This is a genomic window from Albibacterium profundi (genome assembly GCF_042159835.1).
Lineage (GTDB): Bacteria > Bacteroidota > Bacteroidia > Sphingobacteriales > Sphingobacteriaceae > Albibacterium > Albibacterium profundi.
The window spans coordinates 222,288-240,654 of record NZ_JBBVGT010000001.1 but is presented as its reverse complement, the minus strand read 5'-3'; the positions used below and the strand labels follow the sequence as shown (position 1 = coordinate 240,654).

The following is an 18,367-nucleotide window of genomic DNA, read 5'->3' as shown; positions in this document are numbered from 1 at the left end:
GATACAATCTTATTGGGAATATTGATTGGTGATTTCCACAGAAACTTCCTGTTCTGCTTTCCACAGTTGGTATTTTTCAAGGTCTTTTGATACCTGTTTTATCACGAGTCCAATAATAAACATATCATCGACCAGACCAAAACCAAGCACAAAATCGGGAAACATATCAACCGGTGAGAGAAAATATACGATTCCCGCCAAAATGGCAATCAGTGACTTTTTAGGTATACTTTTATAACTACCGTTCGTATAATCGCGAACGAGCGAAAAAAGACTCTGCAGCTGATCCCAAACACCCGTAAGATCATTCCTGTTGGCGTTTGCTTTCATTAATGCTTTCTCAATTGTTCTCTGGGTCTTTTCTTTGTCTTTTACAAGTTGGGAAGCACGAGTCTCAGACTTACCAAATCTTCGATAAAGCTCTTTTAAGCTTAATTCTACTTTTTTCATATAACAAATATTGCAAAATTTCTGCCAAATGAACGAGTGGGGGCACTTGAAGGCGGGTGCTTCTCATGATTTTCCATTAATTTATCGTACCTTTGTATACCGATTAAAAATAGCACACTTAATCCCTTCAGGGTCAATTCCTTGACTAAATCGTGCTTAAAACTTTTAACAGATAATATGGCGAGATCACAAGAAACGTTCAACAAAAAAGAAAAAGAAAAGAAAAGAAGAAAAAAAAGACAAGACAAAGAGCAAAAGCGGGAAGAACGCAAAGCAAATTCCGATAAAGGTAAGGATCTAGAGGAAATGTTTGCGTATGTGGATGAGAATGGGAATATCACAGATACACCACCTGATCCAACAAAGAAAAAAGTCATTAAAAGCGAGGATATTGAGATTGGCGTTGCGAAGCAGCCTGAGCTAACCGCAGACGATCTTATTAGAAACGGAACCGTAACGTTCTTTAATGAATCAAAAGGTTATGGTTTTATCAAAGACCAAGAAACTCAAGAAAGCATTTTCTTCCATGTCAATGGTTTAGAAGAAGAAGTTACAGAGAATAATAAAGTTACCTTCGAAGTCGAAAAAGGTCTAAAAGGCCTGAATGCGGTTAAGGTCAAAAAGGTAAAATAAATTACATAGAAATCTCGAACGTCCAGGCATCATGTGAAGGAAGTTCCTCATAAGTTACTTCACTGGTGTTTATATACAATTTACCATTTTCGTATTTCCAGGGCAGATCCCTATCAACTCCGAGCAGGCTAACTTTGACAGAGGGAGCTGGCTTCGGAATTGATAGCACGAGTTCATCTTCAGGCCAATCAAAACTTATTGCATAGAGTTTACCATGATTTCGTGTATAGCATATATGTGTACGCATGGATTTATAAGTAACCTTAAGTCCTGGTTCTGTCAACGCTTTGTTGGTAAACAATGCGCTTGAGGGTACCACTTCTTTATCGAATGTCTTCCCAGTCCAGAATAGCGTTATTTCAGCATTTTGTTTTTTCTCGTTATACTGAACTCTAATCGGGTAAGCCTGTCCCTTTTCCAAACGAACCTTTCCAGTTGTAGAAGCGCTGGTGTTGGCCCCCATAACTTCCGCTTCGTTACTCTCGGCAGTGTAATTCTGATTAATGACTAGCTCGTTGTCGATGTAAATGGCAGCACCATCATCTGCTTTTATTTCAAAAACATATTCAGCGCTTTCGGGTGCAACAATATAACCATTCCATTCTGCCGAGAAATCATCTTCACGAATCCCTCGTGCAGGAGAATTTCGTACCCAATTAAAGTGGATGTTTGAATCGATACGTTGGATGGATATGGGTTCTTCCTCATGCGTTATGGTGTAAGGTTTGGCGCCATATATTGCTGATCCATTAACGTTCAGCCATTCACCTAATTGTAAAAGTCTTTCTTGTTGGATCAGAGGAATTTGTCCGTCGGCCTTCGGTCCGACATTCAGGATCATCCCACCTCCGTTGGCTACGGTCATAATGAAACGTTGGATCAACTCTTTCGAAGTTCCATAAGCAGCCAGATCTTCGTTCCGATTTAAGCCGAACGATCGCCCTATTCCGCGGACCTCTGCCCAAGGCCGATCAGTCACCGCAATCCCCGAGCTATATTCAGGTGTCAAAAAACCAACGTCGATACCATGACCCCAGCGATTGTTGACGATCGCATCACTTCCCACTGTAGTATAGTACCAGTCGATTAACTCCGCCGCATGCCATTGGCCTGCCGTATTGAACCATTCACCATCGGCAAAAATAACTGACGGCTTGTAGGTGCTGACTAATTCCTTGAATTGTGGAATCATATACTCATCGACGTATCGGGCGATGCTGTCGTTTGGATCCGTGTACCAGCGATGGAGCGGATGGTTCCATTCTGCTAAAGAATAGTAAAGACCCATTTTTAGACCCTCATCTCGTACAGCCTCACTTAATTCACCTACGATATCCCTTTTGGGCCCCGTGTCGACACTATTCCAGTTTTTGTTGAATTTGCTTGGCCATAATGTATAGCCGTCATGGTGTTTGGAAACAAGAACCACATATTTCGCCCCAGCTTCATGGAATAAACTTGCCCATTCCTGCGGATCAAAAAGCTCTGCTTTGAAATAGCTAGTAAAATCGTTGTATGTGAAATTCTGCCCGTAGGTGTCACGCATAAAATTAATACGTGTACTATCTCCATCCATCAGGCCTTTTAAAAACCATTCCGAATAGGATTCCTTGCTTCCGTACGAAGGAACGGAATAGAGCCCCCAGTGGACAAAAATGCCAAGCTTTGCATCTTTGAACCATTGTGGATATGGTCTGTCTTGTATTTTTTTAATAAGTTTTTCGCGGTCGCCCCTTTGTGCTTGAACGCTAAATGACAGGAAGGTTGCGAGGATGAATATATAAAACGATTTCATGTTCATGGAGAATTTGGATAAGCAAATTATTGAAAAATGGCATTAAACTTGTCTTCTAGTGTTTGTAATTTAAAAAAACTAAACATATTAAAATGAAAAATTATTTAAAAATATTTGGGTTGATTGCTGTTGTAATGATTGGATTTACTGCATGTAGTGAAGAGACGATTACCAGCGCCGAAAAAGACATTGTAAATAATGTACTCCGTACGGGGAATTGGCGGTCGTTAACAAAAACGATATCTGGAGATGGCGAGAACGGGATTCCAACGGAACTTATCCCCGAAGGCGGCCGTCTTGAGTTTAAGAGTGACGGGAAAGCTTGGATCTACGAGGCTGGTGATAACGCGTCTGCAACTTCTGTTTCTTACCGCGTAATAGCAACTAAGGAAATGGAGTTCGACGGAGTTACCTATGTTATCCAAGAAAACATCGTTGGTAAGATTAATACCTTAACGTTGATTAATAACGAGGGTGCAACGGAAACCAAGCTCGTATTCAAACGTAACGTAGATTAAAAGGTAGGTTACTAAGTTGACACATCGTTTAGATGACCTAACGGTTATTGGCAAAATATTTTCTATCGGTTCTCTGTTTTCAGTCGATTATACGAGAGGAATTGGGAGTTAATAGATAACGAATTGCGTACGATGTAATACAAAGGTTCAAAATGATCAAATATATATTCATTGTTTTGTTTGGCATCCTGTTGAATGCGGAAGCGTGTAAGACGACTGGTGTAGAGCCCAGTTCAACTGGTTTTCTTAAAAAGAAGATAGCTGAATTGGAAGCGAAAGCGGTCTATAATCCGCCCGCGTCCATCTGGAGATGGGAATACCAGGATTCAACATACTTTTATGTAACAGCAGACTGTTGTGATCAGTTCAATGAATTGTATACAGCTAGTGGTGAATTGCTCTGTCATCCGGATGGTGGTTTTACCGGTCGGGGAGATGGAAAATGTCCGGTCGACTTCAGCTCATTGGATTCGACGCAGCTTACGAAGACACTTATTTGGCGTGACGATCGGAAATAGTTAGAATAGACTTACATCCAGTTCTTTCTGCTCGTTTCAATTTGATAGGTCAGAACATCTGTATATTTCTTAAGTTCCGTATAGTCAGCAAAGCGGAAAGAAAGGTCGCCGCCCGCCGTATGGAGGGTGATATGGGCAATGTTGCTTCTTTTGTGCCATATTTTTTGTTTTAAACTGACTGCCTGTATTTTATAGGGTTCGATGATCTCCGTCTTAATATCCCAGATGCCACTCTGTTTGATTATGAAGTCGTCATTTATATAGAGTCGGTAATGACGGTAGCTGAAGTAAATGATGACGCCAACTAAGAAAAGGTAAAAGGGAGCAATGTAAAAAACCATCATGGGTATCGAAGTATTGATCATTATAATGGCAATAACGGCGAGTGGTATCAATACGAGAAAGGCAATAGAACCCATGACCTTACGGATATTAGGCCTTAATATTTTTCCCTTGACGATATCTTTGTTTAGGACGAACTTGATAATGCCCTGCAGTTCATGACTATTACAGCCCGGCATTTGTATTTTCGCTTTCTTATCCGTGTGGACATCGCTGCTTGGTTGTTGGATACAAAGTTCATATAGGTCCATTTTTTTCTGAAGGTAGTTTTGCAAGAAAGATATCTTCTGTACTTTCTGAGGATGGATGATGGTGCTTTTGCTGTTAAACAAACCATAGGAGATGTTAAGCGACGAGCCACTTTTCGTAATGGTGAGGTCATAAAAGGATAGGAGAGTACGTATTAAATTATAAATTACTGTGATGACAAAAAGGGTGATGATCAGGAAAATGATCGCCTGAAAGCCTAGTAGAGATCCAATCAACTGCTGAAGTTGGCTCTCGCTCTCATCGTCGTTCCACCAAATGTCCTTGACATTATTATAGATGGCACTCAGAAAAGCCAGAAGGAGGAAAAAACTTTCGATATAACGAGAGGTTAGCCCCATTTTTACGAGACTGGGGAGACCGATTTTAACGAACGATTGTGCTGTGTATGATGATACATTTTGATCTTCTTCCGGATTTATAGCGGGAGCGGGATTTGAGCTGTCGCTTGTTAATTGCGATTTTAACGCGATAGCTACCGGCTTTGAGACTGCTCCTATGTTTACTTCGCTTTTCGATGTGCCTGCAGTCTCGATTTCTACTCCGTAGACATTGATTAGCTTCTGAATAAAGTTCTGATTGATATTGACTTGTTGGATTTTTGCAAGCTGCAATACCACTTGTTTTTTATTTAAGATGCCTTTTTGAAGAATAAACTCCTGATGTAGTTTATCGATACGGAAGTTCGTGTTTCGGTAATTCAGATAACCACCGAGCAGGACGATCAGCAGCACAGCTGTGAATACTAACACGAAGTAGGGCCAGGCAATTTCGTCGGCTTTAAGCGCTAATACCAACACAGCGCCCCAAAAGACTTTGACAATCTTCCGAATGAGTAAGACGGATTCAATTATTATGCCCGAAATCGCTTGCCGCTGAGCTTCGTCGAATGAAAAAGGATTAGGTCCCGTAATCATCATGTTCAAGGTCGGTTATATGAAGCATAATCTGTGATTTCATCTGTTCAGCTTGCTCTTTTTCGAGCCCGGATATCTTAATGTCGCTTGACGAGCCGCCAGCTGTGAATATCTGGAGCTGTGCCAAACCGTACTTTCTTGATAGAAAGCTTTCGTTTACAGCCACATGTTGCACTCGTTGGAATGGGACGATGGTCTTGATGGTGGACAGCACACCACGTCGGTAGAGGATGTCATGCTTCCGAATTGCAAATCCGCGTTTAGGAAATGCTATTCGGTGCCAGTAAAGGCTACATCCTACAATTAGTAAATAAGCAATTCCAAAAAGCCACAAGAACTTATTGAGCGACTCAATGGTATAAGCCAACGTGAAAATAGCTGCTCCGAAAATTAAAAAGCGTATTAATAAGCGAATGACGATGATACTCCAATACCTTGTGGCAATAGCTTCAAACATCACATCTTCATGTTTAGGAACGTCGGCTAGATCTATTTGTGGATTTTCAAACTTACTTTCCATATTAGCGCACGTATTGTTTAAATTCCCGTTCGGTTTTGTTATTTAAATCGATCAAATAACCGTTGATTACAGCGTATTGCAAGCGGCTACCTTTTGATAGGAAAAAATTTGCTGCCATCCCCAGGTGCATGCCTCCGCCGGGTGGGTTTGCTTCGTTCAATACCAACAAGGGCAGGTTGTGTGCTCGTTCTTCCGGCATGTTTTCAAGACGAACGGCATAATATCCTTGCTGAATCAGATCCCACGCATGATCTGCACTTATATCTTGAATAGTCTCAAATGTTTCTTCATATACTTTGCCTGGTGTCATTGTCAAACCGTCTGCATCGAGCTCTTCATAACCGGCGCTCTCCAGTAGATCGCCGACATCTGCAACGATGCCGCGTACATAATAATTTCCTTTGTCTAAGGTGTATTGATTTTGATTGATGCCCAAATCAGTTTTATACTGTAAGGTGTCAGATTGATAAGTCAGGTTCCGGATCAAGAGGTCGTGGTGCTTGCTCGTGTTTTCTGGTATGGACATGTAATCCTCAGCTGAATAATTCTTATAATTATCTGTTGCGATGTCAATTAGGCCATTTAATATAATAAAGAAGTTGAGCTTTCTGATGAATTGCTTTTCAGGATCGTTCGGATATCCACCCGATTCAATCAATACTGTTCGTGCGCCCCATTTTTGGAAGTTATCCCCGAAGCCACGTGGCTCATGGGTGTCATCGTATTTCGCAACGCCATTTGGAATGTAATGTTGCAATAGCTGGTTCATTCCTACGATTAATCGCATCGCGTCCGCACGAACCTCATTGGTGTCACGCTCATAATTATAAGCGGGTGCCAGAAAGGAAATTGTTGCCGGTGTTTTGCTATACCCAGCTGAGTAGTACGGCTGCTGGTCGTGTAAATTAAATCCATATTCAGGTTGAACTGTCTTTGCGGCCTCGATCAGTATTTTTCCCTCTGGTGTAGTGCCACTGCGAGCATCGCGATTGATATCGATAGCCATCGCATTGCGACGGTTGAAGATCTCTGCACCGTCGGGATTGAGCATGGGGATAAAGTAAAGATGAGTGTTTTCACGTATTAGGTTTCGCACCGTGTCAAATCCGTCATCTTGACCCGCCAAGAAGTTAAAGATGTCAAGTAAAGCCATTGTTGCTGTGCTTTCATCTCCATGCATTTGCGACCATAGCATTACTTTCTTAGGGCCGCTACCATATTCCAATTGATAGATGTTTCTTTTTTGCACGGATTGCCCTAATCGGTGTAATTTGAATTGTGGGTTGGCCGTTAACTTGTGAAGCAGGGGCTCAAGATCGGCATGTTTAAATCGCTTCTTGGTGATGGACTCTTCTTTATACTGATCGTATGCGGCTGCCAACATCGCAGTATCGGCAGGCATAGCATTCGACGAATCGTTCTGATTATTGCTTTGGTTAGATGGGTTAGAGTTTTGGCAAGACATACAGGTCGTTAAGATGGTAATTACTATAAAAAGGTAAAGGCTCTTCATTATACTTGTGTTGGTTTTTGATGAATGGTGATTAATCTCTGTCGAAGAGTAGCCTTCTGCCACTAACACCTTCGACAATCCTGTTATCTTCATAAACGATATTACCGGATACGAGCGTATATTCAATGCTTGATTTAAATGTATGACCCTCGAAAGGAGACCAGCCACATTTGGAGAGAATTTTATCTTTGGTGACTGTGTAGTCTTTGTTTAAGTCGACTAAGACCAAATCAGCCCAATAACCCTCACGTATATACCCTCTGTTTTCTACCTGGAAACAGGTAGCGGTATTATGTGCTGTCTTCTGTACAAGATCTTCAAGCGATAGCTTTCCTTGGTGATAGAAGTCGAGTAAAGCCTGTAGCGCAAATTGTACTAATGGCCCGCCGGAAGGAGCTTCCGCATAGGGTCTTGATTTCTCTTCAAGCGTATGTGGGGCGTGGTCGGTTGCGATGACGTCGATCCTGCCATCGAGCACTGCTTTAAAAATTGCTTCACGATCGTCCGCAGTCTTTACAGCTGGGTTCCATTTGATCAGGTTGCCTTTTTCTGCATAATCCTGATCAGAAAACCACAGATGATGAATACAAGCCTCTGCCGTTATCTTTTTTTCTTTTAACGGGATGTCGTTTCTAAATAGCTTGGTCTCTTTTGCGGTCGAGATATGTAGGATATGCAAACGGGTTCCATACTTTTTTGCTAAACGAACGGCTTCAGATGACGAGAGGTAACATGCTTCAGCAGAGCGTATTTTAGGGTGCATGTCGATCGTCAAGGTTTCATACTGTTCTTGATATTGCTTTAAGTTCTGGCGTATTGTTGCTTCATCTTCGCAGTGGGTTGCAATCAGTAAAGGAACTTTCGAGAAAATATTTTCAAGTGTTTCTTGGTTATCGACCAACATGTTACCCGTTGATGAACCCATGAAAACTTTAACCCCACATACATTTTTTGCATTGGTGCGTAATACCTCTTCGATATTATCATTTGCTGCGCCCATAAAAAAGGAATAGTTGGCTAGTGACGATGTCGCCGCTGTTTGATATTTTTCCTCTAAAAGTTCTTGAGTAAGCGTATTGGGAATTGTATTGGGCATTTCCATGAAACTCGTACAGCCACCTGCTACTGCAGCTCGACTTTCGTGCCAGATATCTGCTTTATGAGTGAGTCCAGGTTCGCGAAAATGAACTTGATCATCTATCAATCCAGGCAGTAGGTGCAATCCTTCGGCATTGATTTCACGATCAGATGTGGAGTCGATTTGGCGGTCGATTTTCTCAATCACCCCTTTATTAACCAAGAGATCGGATTGAAATTGTGTTCCCTCATTGATAATCGTGGCGTTCTTAATTAGTATTCTGGACATAGTGTGCAATTTTAATCTTATATCAAAAATAGGTATTTCGACGTGTTTTGGGCAAAGTTCATCATTTAATCGTTAAAATTTCTGATTTCGAGAGCTATTTAATGCTTTTATCTATCTTTGCTGCTATGGTGGACTCATTTGAGGATTTTAAATTAAATAGGCAATTGCTCAATGCAATTGAAGAGGCCGGATATACAAAACCAACGCCTATTCAGCAAAAAGCAATTACTCCGATATTGGCTGGACAGGACCTAATGGGGGTTGCCCAGACTGGTACGGGGAAAACAGCAGCTTTTGTTTTGCCGATCCTCATGAAGTTAAAGTATGCACAAGGAGATGATCCGCGCGCACTGATACTATCTCCGACACGTGAGCTTGCTATGCAAATTGAAGAAGATATAGTCGCTTTGGGGAAATATACAGATTTGCGAACGGTTGTGCTCTATGGGGGATTGGGCCCAAAAACACAGATTGAAAAGCTTGCAAAGGGAGTTGATATTATTGTAGCCACACCCGGACGCTTCTTGGATTTATATTTAGTGGAACATATTTCCACAAAACTTCTAAAGTTTTTGGTGCTGGACGAGGCCGATAAGATGATGGATATGGGCTTTATTTCCAAGATTCATCGTATTTTGGAGATTGTACCCAGAAAGCGACAAAATCTGCTATTTTCAGCAACGATGAGCGATTTAGTTCATAAAATTGCTGGCGATTTTCTAGCTTTCCCAACGAAGGTCGAAGTAGATGTCCAAGCTACCCCAGCAGAAACGGTTGCGCAGTCGCTTTATTATGTTCCCAATCTAAAGACCAAACTCAATCTTCTTCAAGAGCTCTTTAAGGATTTAGACACGTTTAATAGGATCATTGTATTCTGTAAAACAAAAAAAATAGCCGATAATGTTTATTCCTTCTTGGTTCGAAAATATGATGAGGAGGATGTGAGAGTAATACACGCTAATAAAGGACAGAATACTCGTATTAATTCAATTAGAGCCTTTAAAGAGGGTGGAATTCGTATTTTGGTTGCGACTGATGTAGCAGCGAGAGGCTTGGATGTGAGCGACGTTAGTCATGTGATCAACTTTGAAGTGCCGATTGTAATTGAAGACTACGTGCACCGAATTGGCCGCACAGGAAGGGCGATGAAATCGGGAGAGGCCATTACATTTTGTAATCCTGCTGAGGAATATTATATCAAGAAAATAGAAAAGTTAATTCGTCAGCAAATACCTGTAAAAGATATCCCTGAACAGGTATTCATAGAAAAGACAGGTTTTGAGGAGCGTCAGAATATAGCGCGGGAGATTGATAATCAAAAACGTAAAGACAATCCTGACTTCAAAGGCGCATTCCATGAAAAGAAAGCATCTAACAATAGGGCTAGCTTTAACACAAAAGCGAATGCTAGTACAAGAAAAGGACGGTTTGATGGAAAAGCTAACAAAGGGCATAAGTCTTTTAAAGGAAATAAAAAACGATAGCTGCTAAATGAAAAAGATAACTCCTTTAAATATAGTTGTCGCAATTTTAATTGTTTGGGCGGTGTCTGGCTTGATGGATGGAGCAATCGCTAGTTCTCAGCTAATTTGGATTGGCCTATTGGTTGTCCTCGTTATCTTAGTAGATATCATGTTCCGGATGATGTTAAAAACCCCAAAACGGCTTTGGATGATTCAGTTGCTTTTTCTGGTGTTGACTGTGATTGTGGCCTTTGGTATCTGGCACTTTAGAAATTAAATTAAACTTACGTAGAATATAGTTGAATATAGTTGTTGAAAATGAAAAAAGCAGAAATAAAACTGATCGTAGAATTAGACGAGAAAAATGTACCCGAACATATTACTTGGGAATCTTCTGATAGTGAATCGTCAGAAGCTCTAGCTGCTAAAGCTATGTTTTTAGCATTATGGGATCCTCATTATAAAAACTCAATGCGAATCGACCTGTGGACAAAAGATATGCCTTTGGATGAAATGAAACGTTTTTTCTATGAAACGCTGCAAACCCTGGGAGATACCTTTTTGCGTGCCGCTGGCGATGATAAAATGGCAGAAGCGGTGATTGGTGATTTGCGGGATTATTGTGAGCACTTTGCAGAGAAGATGGAAGTAACTCAACAAAGTCAATAGATATCCTCGTTCTTTCGTTAATTTTTTAACGCCCGCAGCATCTCTCGTTTTCCCGGTGCTCCGGGCGCTTTTTCAATACTAAAATCGAGTGATTTCATGATTCGCTTGAGGTTGCCCGTGATCGCATAGGTAACGAATACCCCTCCGCTTTTAAGATTGCTGCAGACGTGATCAAGCGTTTCGCGAGACCACATTTCAGGTTGATGGACAGCGGCAAATGCATCATAGTAGATGAGGTCGACAGGTTCTTCAATGGTAAAGTCATTCACATCGGACAGGTCGATATAAAGACTGCCGTGCTTCATCTCAGCGGGATGTTTTTTTGAATGTCCGTAGCCGACCAAAAAATCATCGGCTACCTGTTTTGATACATATTGTAGATTTCCGGTTTTCAGGATAATTTCTTCTGATAGTGGATAACGCTCAATGCCGATATAATCCAGCTTGAGAGCATGTCTTAGGCAATAATCTGCCGTTATTAGATAGTTCAAACCTGTTCCAAAACCGACTTCCAAAAGACGAATGGAACTCAGGTTGTTTTGTTGCAAAAGATATTCTAATCCTGACTGAAGAAATACATGCTTGCTTTCTTGTAGAGCGCCATGTTTGGAATGGTAATGTTCGCCGATGGTCGGATGGAAAAGCGTATGGGAACCGTCACCGGTTTCAACGATATCCATTACTGTACCTTTGTTCCTTTTTTCAGCCATACCCCTAAATCTTTCTTGTAAATATGTACTTGAGATGTCTGTATATCGTGTGTTGTGTAAACCGGGTAACCTTGATTTACCCACTCGAAGATTCCTCCATAGAGGTTATAGACATTTTTATATCCAGAACGCAACAACATTTCGGCGATGCGCTGTGAGCGGTCGCCAATGGAGGAGTAGACAACGACAATCTTCTCTTTTGGAATATTGTAGAGGTCTCTCATATCGAACCAAATGAAGCCGGTATTTCGTGCGTTGCGAAGATGACTTACGCGATATTCACGTTGTTCGCGGACGTCTAGAACCACAACACTGTCAGCATTCATCTGCAGGTAGTCTTGAATACTAATGGTTGGTATATCTGCTTTGTATATTTTTTGTAACTCAGCTTTATAAAGTGAATCGATTGCTATACAATCAGTACACGTCATATCCCCAACCAGAGGGATTAGAAAAGAAAGTAAAATGCTCAGCATTTAGTTCTTTTTATAGTCTTTTATCGTTTCACCCATATCCAAAACAGTCACATTGTCGAATTGCTTCGCTAGGATGCTAGCACCAATAGCTGACCTCAAACCTCCGGCGCAATGAACCACAATAGGCTTATCGACCGGCAATGCATCTGCGGATTCACGGAGACGAGGGAGAGGGATATGGAGGGCCTGTTCGAACGTCTTACCTGCCGCTACTTCTCCGTCGTTTCTAATATCTAAAACGGTATAATCGTTGGGTTTGGTATCAAAAGCATCTTTATCAAACGTTTTTTCTTGTTGGCTACCGGTATCTTCCCAAATTAATCCATTGACCGATTTTTCATAACCTATTTTGGCTGTTTTTTTCATCATTTCGTGCAGTTGTTCCGAAGAGTAACCGACTAGATAGAAGCTTTCACTTGGGTCAACCACGGAACCCAGCCAGGTTTCAAATTTTCCGCTATCTGGAATGTTAATGGCATGTGGGTGATGCCCCGCCCGGAAGTCGCTCGCTTTGCGCGTATCAACAATAAGAACATTGTCTGTCAAATCACTGAAGCGCTTGAATGCTGTCGCGGCATGAATACTCTGTTCAAAATTTTCGGCCCCAGCTTTATTTAAAGCAACATTGTATTGAAAATATTTGGGCACCCAGGGTTGATCGGCTAGGATCAAGTCGACGAAAGCAGACTCCTCCATATCTTGAAGAGCGTAGTTCTGTTCTTTTTCCCTGCCAATCGTGCTTTCTAAATCGGTACTAATGTTTTTTCCACAAAGTGAACCAGCACCATGCGCCGGATAGACAATTACGTCATCAGGTAGCGTCATTATTTTTTCTCTGGTAGAGTGATACAGTTTTTTGGCAAGTGCTTCTTTTTTATCTTGAATATTGCCGACATTTTCTCTTAGGTCAGGGCGACCGACATCGCCAATAAACAGGGTGTCTCCCGTGAAGAGAGCATGCTCCTCGCCGTTTTGGTCGATCAATAAGATAGAAATGCTATCGGGTGAGTGGCCCGGAGTATTAAGAGCCTCTAAACTGACCTCACCGAACTCAATTCGGTCGCCATCATCGAAGCTTTGGTGTGGATAGTCAGCTCCAAGTAATGCACTAACGTAAATCGTAGCCCCAGTTGTGTGATGTATTTCTAGGTGTGAACTGACAAAGTCGGCATGAGGATGTGTTTCGATAACACCGACAATTTTCGCTTGATGTGTATCGGCAAAGTCGTAATAAGGTTTTGGGTTTCGTGCTGGATCTATAAGGATAATTTCATTTCGGCTAAGGATTGCATACGAAGCATGTGCTAAGCCTTTATCGTAAAACTGCTCTATCTTCATGGTTAAAAAAATATAGTGCAAATATAACAAAAAGCTAATGTTAAAGTGAAAAATGAAAATACTGGATCTGTAGGCAATAAATAGATTTAGCCAACGTTGATTGATTAGTTTCTTTCCAATACTTGTAAACTAAATTTATTACCTAACCTAATTAACAAATGAGAAAAACAACTTGTTATTTTCGATCATTGACCAAGGTACTCTTGGTCAGTGGTACGATGAGTGCGTTGCCGTTTACGCAACTGTATGCGCACGCCAACGCTGAGGCTGTCGGCGTTCTTGTAAAACAGCAGCAGATTTCCGGTACGATAAAGGACACCAAAGGAAATCCAATCCCAGGTGCTACCATCTCGGTAAAAGGAACGGCTACGGCGACCTCAACGGATGTAAATGGGCAGTTTACTTTACAGGGTATTTCTGATGGAGCAGTACTGGTCGTTTCGATGATCGGTTATCTAAATCAGGAGACGACTGTTTCGGGCTCTACGGTGGACGTTGTTCTTCAAGAAGATAGTCAAGGGCTTGATGAAGTAGTCGTTGTCGGTTATGGGTCGATCGACAAAAAAGAATTAACTAGTGCCGTGACGACATTGAGACAGGATGATCTCGTTGCAGGTACATCCTCTCCATTGTTATCGATGCAAGGCAAGGTAGCAGGCCTGAATGTCAATTCGACAAATGGAACCGACCCTAATTCGAATGTGACCTTGCAACTGAGAGGGGTGAACTCCGTAAACGCTTCGCAAGGGCCTTTGGTCGTTATTGACGGGGTGCCAGGTGGGAACATTAATTCTGTCGCAAAAGAAGATATTGAATCCATTACGGTACTTCGTGATGCTTCTGCCGCTGCGATATATGGAACGAGAGCTTCAGGTGGTGTAATCTTGATAACAACCAAACGACCTCAAATTGGTAAAGCTGTCGTGAGTCTAACTTCGGAGTATTTTGTGGAAAGTGTCCGTAAGCGTCCCGAGGTACTATCGGCATATCGGTTTGTGGAAGTCGGATTGGGAGAGGATCTTGGACATCGGACGGACTGGTATGATGAGGTTACGAATGACCAGCCATTTTCTCACCGTCAAGTATTAAATATTAGCGGTGGGTCAGAGAACGCAAACGTTTACGCTACATTTAATAAGCGCGACGCAAAAGGGATGGCTATCGGATCCAAACGGGGCGAAATTGGTGGCCGGGTAAACAGTCGCTTTAAATTTTTCGATGGCGTTGCTGAATTATCTACAAACGTCAGCTATAATCAGGTAAACTCGGATTTCTCCAATAATGACATCTTCAACATGGCTATGGTACTTAACCCGACTGAAACGCCTTATGATGACTCAGACATTACTGGCTACAATATTTTAGTTGGGGGCTATGACTATTGGAACCCCGTAGCGGAAGTTATGTTAAGGACCGATCAGAGACAATACAGGTATCTATTGGCAAACTCAACCCTGAAGATCAATCTTAATGAGAACCTGAATACCACAGCCACTATTGGGATCATAAATAACTCTGAGCATGGTAATTTTTATCGGTCAGCACAGCATCGTTTGTCGCGTCAGGACGGTATCGATGGCTATGCAAGCCAAGAGTATCTCCGTACCTCTGACCGTATTTTTGAATGGACGGTCAACTACGACAAAAGATGGGATGATCATTCGATTAACGCTGTAGGTGGGTATAGTTATCAAGACTTTAACGGACGGGGTTTTAATGCCAATAACTCCGATTTTCCTGTAGACGGTATTCGGGAACATGATATGGGGTCAGGTACTTTTTTAGTAGACGGCAGAGCAGGTATGGGGTCTTGGAAAAACCCTTGGGTAAAGTTGGCCGCCTTCTTTGGTCGTGTTAACTATTCATTCAAAGACCGTTATGTTGTAACCGCCACAGGTCGTTACGAAGGTTCTTCAAAATTTGCACCGGGGAACCGCTGGGGTTTCTTTCCCGGGTTGTCCTTTGGTTGGCGGGTTTCCCAGGAGCCGTTTATGCAGGATGTCGACTTTGTTAACGATTTGAAAATACGTGCGGGATATGGTGAAACGGGCAACGAAGGATTCGGAGCAGAAGTATCAACGAGGATGTACAGCGCTGATACCTGGTTCTTGCAAGACGGCAAATGGTTTAGAACCTATGGCGTGCGACATAATCAAAATCCAGGAATTAAATGGGAAGTTAAAAAAGAGTATAATTTGGGAATGGACTTCGCCATTTTGGATAATCGATTAGGTGGTCGTTTTGATTACTATAAACGAGTGATCGATGATCTTATATACGATATCAGTGTTTCCCAGCCGCCTGCAATTCATGATAAGACTACAATGAACGTTGGTAGTATGGAAAATACGGGCTATGAATTTGAATTGAACTTTAGGGCTGTCGACAATGAGGATTTCACCTATAACACGGCCATTGTTGCCTCGCACAATAAAAGTAAATTGCGTTCACTTTGGGGAAGTCAGACCTTTACGGATCGAAAAGGCTTTCCGGCACCAGGCTCTCCAGGTTCTGCTGTGAGGTTATATCCGGGTGAGGATATCGGCCAGTTCTTTATATGGCGCTTTGCAGGATTTACTGACGATGGTTATTGGATGCTCTATGACGAAGATGGAAACGCATTTGACGTAAGGGATCGGAGTAAAACCGTTGGCGATAAGTCGTTTGTTGGTCAAGCCATCCCGAAGCTGCGATTATCGTGGAGCAACCAATTCACCTACAAGAATTGGGACGCCAGTGTTTATATGCGAAGCTGGATTGGACACGATGTGTTCAACATGATTAATATGTATTACAGTCTGCCGAATGTAGAAGGGCAAAATGTACTGGCTGAAGCTTTTGATAAGCACAAGGACATTGTTGGAGAAAAGGAATTGTCGGACTATTGGTTGGAAAAAGGTACTTTTCTCAAATTAGATGCACTTAGTATAGGTTACACATTTAAGGAAGATGTGATTAAACCGTTTAGGAACCTAAGAGTTTATGCGACCGGTCGCGACTTATTTGTTTTCACAAACTATACAGGTCTTGATCCAGAGGTCAATATCAATGGTTTGGATCCTGGCTTTGAGGAGCGAAATGTGTACCCTAAGACCCGAACGTTTATGCTGGGTTTTCAATTTAATTTTTAACGAGAATTATCATGAAAAAATATTTTATTTACTGTATGACAGCTATGGCACTTTTATTCGCCAATGGCTGTACTAAATTAGATCAAGAGTTTTATAGCTCTGTGACACCCGAAACTTTTTTTAAGAGTGAAAAGGATATCAAAGCAGCTCTGTTTAGACCGTTTACACATGCTAAATGGTATGTGGGTGAAGATCGCTGGAGGCTACAAGAGTATACCGCTGACAACTTTGCGATCACGACAAAAGGAAGACACTGGTATAATGGGGGAGAGAATGAACGCTATCACTATCACCGTTGGACAGCAGATGATGGTTGGATCTGGGGTGCATGGAGAGGGACATTAATGGGTGTTGCCCTGGCATTAGATGCTAAGAATGATCTTTCGCAGTTAGATTACACAAAATTTTCACTCACAGCAGATGACCAAGCTGCGCACCTAAGCCAATTGGATGCCTTAATTGCATTTTTCTATCTACGAGGTCTCGACTTTTTTGGGGGAATGCCTGTTTTCGATTCTCTGGAGGGAGAGGCTTTACCTAGAAATACAGACGAAGAGTTGTTTAACCACATAGAGACGTTGCTTAAAGACGCTATTACGAAATTACCGTTGAAAGAAGAAGGAGGGGCAGAAGAAGGGGCGATCACCAAAGGTGCTGCCGCAGCGTTGCTTGCTCGTCTTTACTTTAATGCAGAAGCCTATATTGGTAAACCGATGTACGAAGAAGCGAAAACCCTAGCTCAAGCGATTATCAATAACGAATATGGTTTCTACAGTTTGGACACCGAATGGTATGGCCCGCATAGTTTTACGAACGATAGATCGCCTGAAATCATCTGGTCGATGCCGTCTGAATTCAAAAAACTGGAGTACAACTGGTTTTACGCCGATTTCTATCATTACAATACGCGTCAATATTTTGATCAGGATATGGGTGCAAATAATGGTGCGCATTTGACGCCATCCAGGAAGCCCGATGGTTCACTCTATAAATCTGAATTTAAGTTGGGTTCGCCTTATGAAAAATTCGCTGATGGAGATCTTCGTAAAAAACCTTACAAATATCTAGGTAGTGGTAATTATGAAGGTATGTTTATTATTGGCCCCCATCTAACACCTGATGGAGAGCCGATTGTAGGGGGTGAAGAGTATAATGGCGAACCTTTGGTCTTTGTAGATCAGGTTGCGCGATTCTCAGAGGTTGGCCCCGGCAAAGAATACAGCAGTGTGAGTGAACTGCCATCTAAAATGTCAGAGGGAGAAGAGAATACAGGGTTGCGATTGGTAAAGGTTCCGATCCCTACCTTAAATGAAAACACGTTGCGCTGGGGTGCCGACCTTCCCATTATCAGGTTGGCTGAAATTTATTATATGCTCGCTGAGTGTCATTTCCGTTCTGGAAATGCCGGACTGGCAGCAGAATTAATCAACGAAGTTCGTAAACGTAATTTTGAGAATGGCAATGACCCGGATCCTGTAACGGCGTCTAATTTGGATAAATACCGATTACTAGATGAATGGAGCATCGAGTTCCTGGGTGAGGGAAGACGGAGGACTGATCTGATTCGTTGGGATGCTTTTGTTAATGAGAACTGGTGGGATCACACCGCTAGTAAATCGGCACACTTGAATAGATTTCCTGTTCCTAATGAAGCGATTGCCGGTAACAATAGTTTAGAACCCAATCCAGGATACGAATAGGGTTATTTCCCGCAAAATAAAAAGCCCGATACGTTATGTGT

17 protein-coding genes are annotated in these 18,367 nt (G+C 42.0%); 8 read left to right on the top strand and 9 right to left on the bottom strand.

The window, feature by feature from the left end; translation table 11 throughout:
* Positions 1-9 precede the first annotated feature (9 nt).
* Entirely contained in the window at positions 10-450 is a 441-nt protein-coding gene (locus tag WKR92_RS01100; RefSeq protein WP_375555999.1) for a YkvA family protein, read from the bottom strand.
* A gap of 177 nt (positions 451-627) precedes the next feature.
* On the opposite strand from WKR92_RS01100, the gene WKR92_RS01095 reads away from it, so the two are divergent.
* Positions 628-1,083, top strand: coding sequence for a cold-shock protein (locus tag WKR92_RS01095; protein WP_375555998.1), 456 nt, complete (start codon positions 628-630; stop codon positions 1,081-1,083).
* A gap of 1 nt (position 1,084) precedes the next feature.
* Here WKR92_RS01095 and WKR92_RS01090 read toward each other — a convergent pair whose 3' ends face one another.
* Positions 1,085-2,878: an alpha-L-fucosidase gene (locus WKR92_RS01090; RefSeq protein ID WP_375555997.1), complete on the bottom strand. Its 1,794-nt coding sequence runs from the start codon at positions 2,876-2,878 to the stop codon at positions 1,085-1,087.
* Between the two features lie 92 nt (positions 2,879-2,970).
* Here WKR92_RS01090 and WKR92_RS01085 point away from each other — a divergent pair, with 92 nt between their 5' ends.
* Together WKR92_RS01085 and WKR92_RS01080 are read left to right on the top strand one after the other, a co-directional pair.
* Positions 2,971-3,396, top strand: coding sequence for a hypothetical protein (locus tag WKR92_RS01085; RefSeq protein ID WP_375555996.1), 426 nt, complete (start codon positions 2,971-2,973; stop codon positions 3,394-3,396).
* A gap of 152 nt (positions 3,397-3,548) precedes the next feature.
* Positions 3,549-3,914 (top strand): DUF6970 domain-containing protein, encoded by a 366-nt coding sequence (locus WKR92_RS01080; protein WP_375555995.1) that lies wholly within the window; start codon positions 3,549-3,551, stop codon positions 3,912-3,914.
* Positions 3,915-3,925: 11 nt separating this feature from the next.
* Here WKR92_RS01080 and WKR92_RS01075 read toward each other — a convergent pair whose 3' ends face one another.
* Genes WKR92_RS01075 through WKR92_RS01060 form a run of 4 tightly spaced genes read right to left on the bottom strand, consistent with a single transcriptional unit; the run spans position 3,926 to position 8,839 of the window.
* Positions 3,926-5,443: a PH domain-containing protein gene (locus WKR92_RS01075; RefSeq protein WP_375555994.1), complete on the bottom strand. Its 1,518-nt coding sequence runs from the start codon at positions 5,441-5,443 to the stop codon at positions 3,926-3,928.
* Positions 5,424-5,960, bottom strand: a complete 537-nt coding sequence (locus WKR92_RS01070; protein ID WP_375555993.1) for a PH domain-containing protein — start codon at positions 5,958-5,960, stop codon at positions 5,424-5,426. The genes WKR92_RS01075 and WKR92_RS01070 overlap by 20 nt, the downstream gene beginning before the upstream one ends.
* A 1-nt stretch (position 5,961) precedes the next feature.
* Positions 5,962-7,566 carry a M14 family zinc carboxypeptidase gene (locus WKR92_RS01065; protein ID WP_375555992.1) on the bottom strand — a complete coding sequence of 535 codons (1,605 nt, stop codon included), beginning with the start codon at positions 7,564-7,566 and terminating at the stop codon, positions 5,962-5,964.
* Positions 7,505-8,839: a dihydroorotase gene (locus WKR92_RS01060; protein WP_375555991.1), complete on the bottom strand. Its 1,335-nt coding sequence runs from the start codon at positions 8,837-8,839 to the stop codon at positions 7,505-7,507. The genes WKR92_RS01065 and WKR92_RS01060 overlap by 62 nt, the downstream gene beginning before the upstream one ends.
* Before the next feature lie 125 nt (positions 8,840-8,964).
* Between WKR92_RS01060 and WKR92_RS01055 the strand changes: the two genes are divergently transcribed.
* Genes WKR92_RS01055 through gldC form a run of 3 tightly spaced genes read left to right on the top strand, consistent with a single transcriptional unit; the run spans position 8,965 to position 10,971 of the window.
* Positions 8,965-10,323 (top strand): DEAD/DEAH box helicase, encoded by a 1,359-nt coding sequence (locus WKR92_RS01055; RefSeq protein ID WP_375556061.1) that lies wholly within the window; start codon positions 8,965-8,967, stop codon positions 10,321-10,323.
* A 7-nt stretch (positions 10,324-10,330) separates the two neighbouring features.
* A complete protein-coding gene (locus WKR92_RS01050) occupies positions 10,331-10,579 on the top strand; it encodes a hypothetical protein (protein WP_375555990.1) in 249 nt (82 codons plus the stop codon).
* Positions 10,580-10,620: 41 nt separating this feature from the next.
* A complete protein-coding gene (gldC, locus tag WKR92_RS01045; protein WP_375555989.1) occupies positions 10,621-10,971 on the top strand; it encodes a gliding motility protein GldC in 351 nt (116 codons plus the stop codon).
* Between the two features lie 17 nt (positions 10,972-10,988).
* On the opposite strand, the gene mnmC2 is transcribed toward gldC, so the two are convergent.
* Genes mnmC2 through WKR92_RS01030 form a run of 3 tightly spaced genes read right to left on the bottom strand, consistent with a single transcriptional unit; the run spans position 10,989 to position 13,495 of the window.
* Entirely contained in the window at positions 10,989-11,681 is a 693-nt protein-coding gene (gene mnmC2, locus WKR92_RS01040; protein ID WP_375555988.1) for a tRNA (5-methylaminomethyl-2-thiouridine)(34)-methyltransferase MnmC2, read from the bottom strand.
* Complete coding sequence (locus tag WKR92_RS01035; RefSeq protein WP_375555987.1) at positions 11,651-12,157, bottom strand: rhodanese-like domain-containing protein; 507 nt, start codon at positions 12,155-12,157, stop codon at positions 11,651-11,653. The genes mnmC2 and WKR92_RS01035 overlap by 31 nt, the downstream gene beginning before the upstream one ends.
* Positions 12,158-13,495: an MBL fold metallo-hydrolase gene (locus WKR92_RS01030; protein ID WP_375555986.1), complete on the bottom strand. Its 1,338-nt coding sequence runs from the start codon at positions 13,493-13,495 to the stop codon at positions 12,158-12,160.
* Between the two features lie 158 nt (positions 13,496-13,653).
* Between WKR92_RS01030 and WKR92_RS01025 the strand changes: the two genes are divergently transcribed.
* Both WKR92_RS01025 and WKR92_RS01020 read left to right on the top strand, forming a co-directional pair.
* A complete protein-coding gene (locus WKR92_RS01025) occupies positions 13,654-16,626 on the top strand; it encodes a SusC/RagA family TonB-linked outer membrane protein (protein WP_375555985.1) in 2,973 nt (990 codons plus the stop codon).
* An 11-nt stretch (positions 16,627-16,637) separates the two neighbouring features.
* Positions 16,638-18,326 carry a RagB/SusD family nutrient uptake outer membrane protein gene (locus WKR92_RS01020; RefSeq protein WP_375555984.1) on the top strand — a complete coding sequence of 563 codons (1,689 nt, stop codon included), beginning with the start codon at positions 16,638-16,640 and terminating at the stop codon, positions 18,324-18,326.
* Positions 18,327-18,367: the final 41 nt, after the last annotated feature.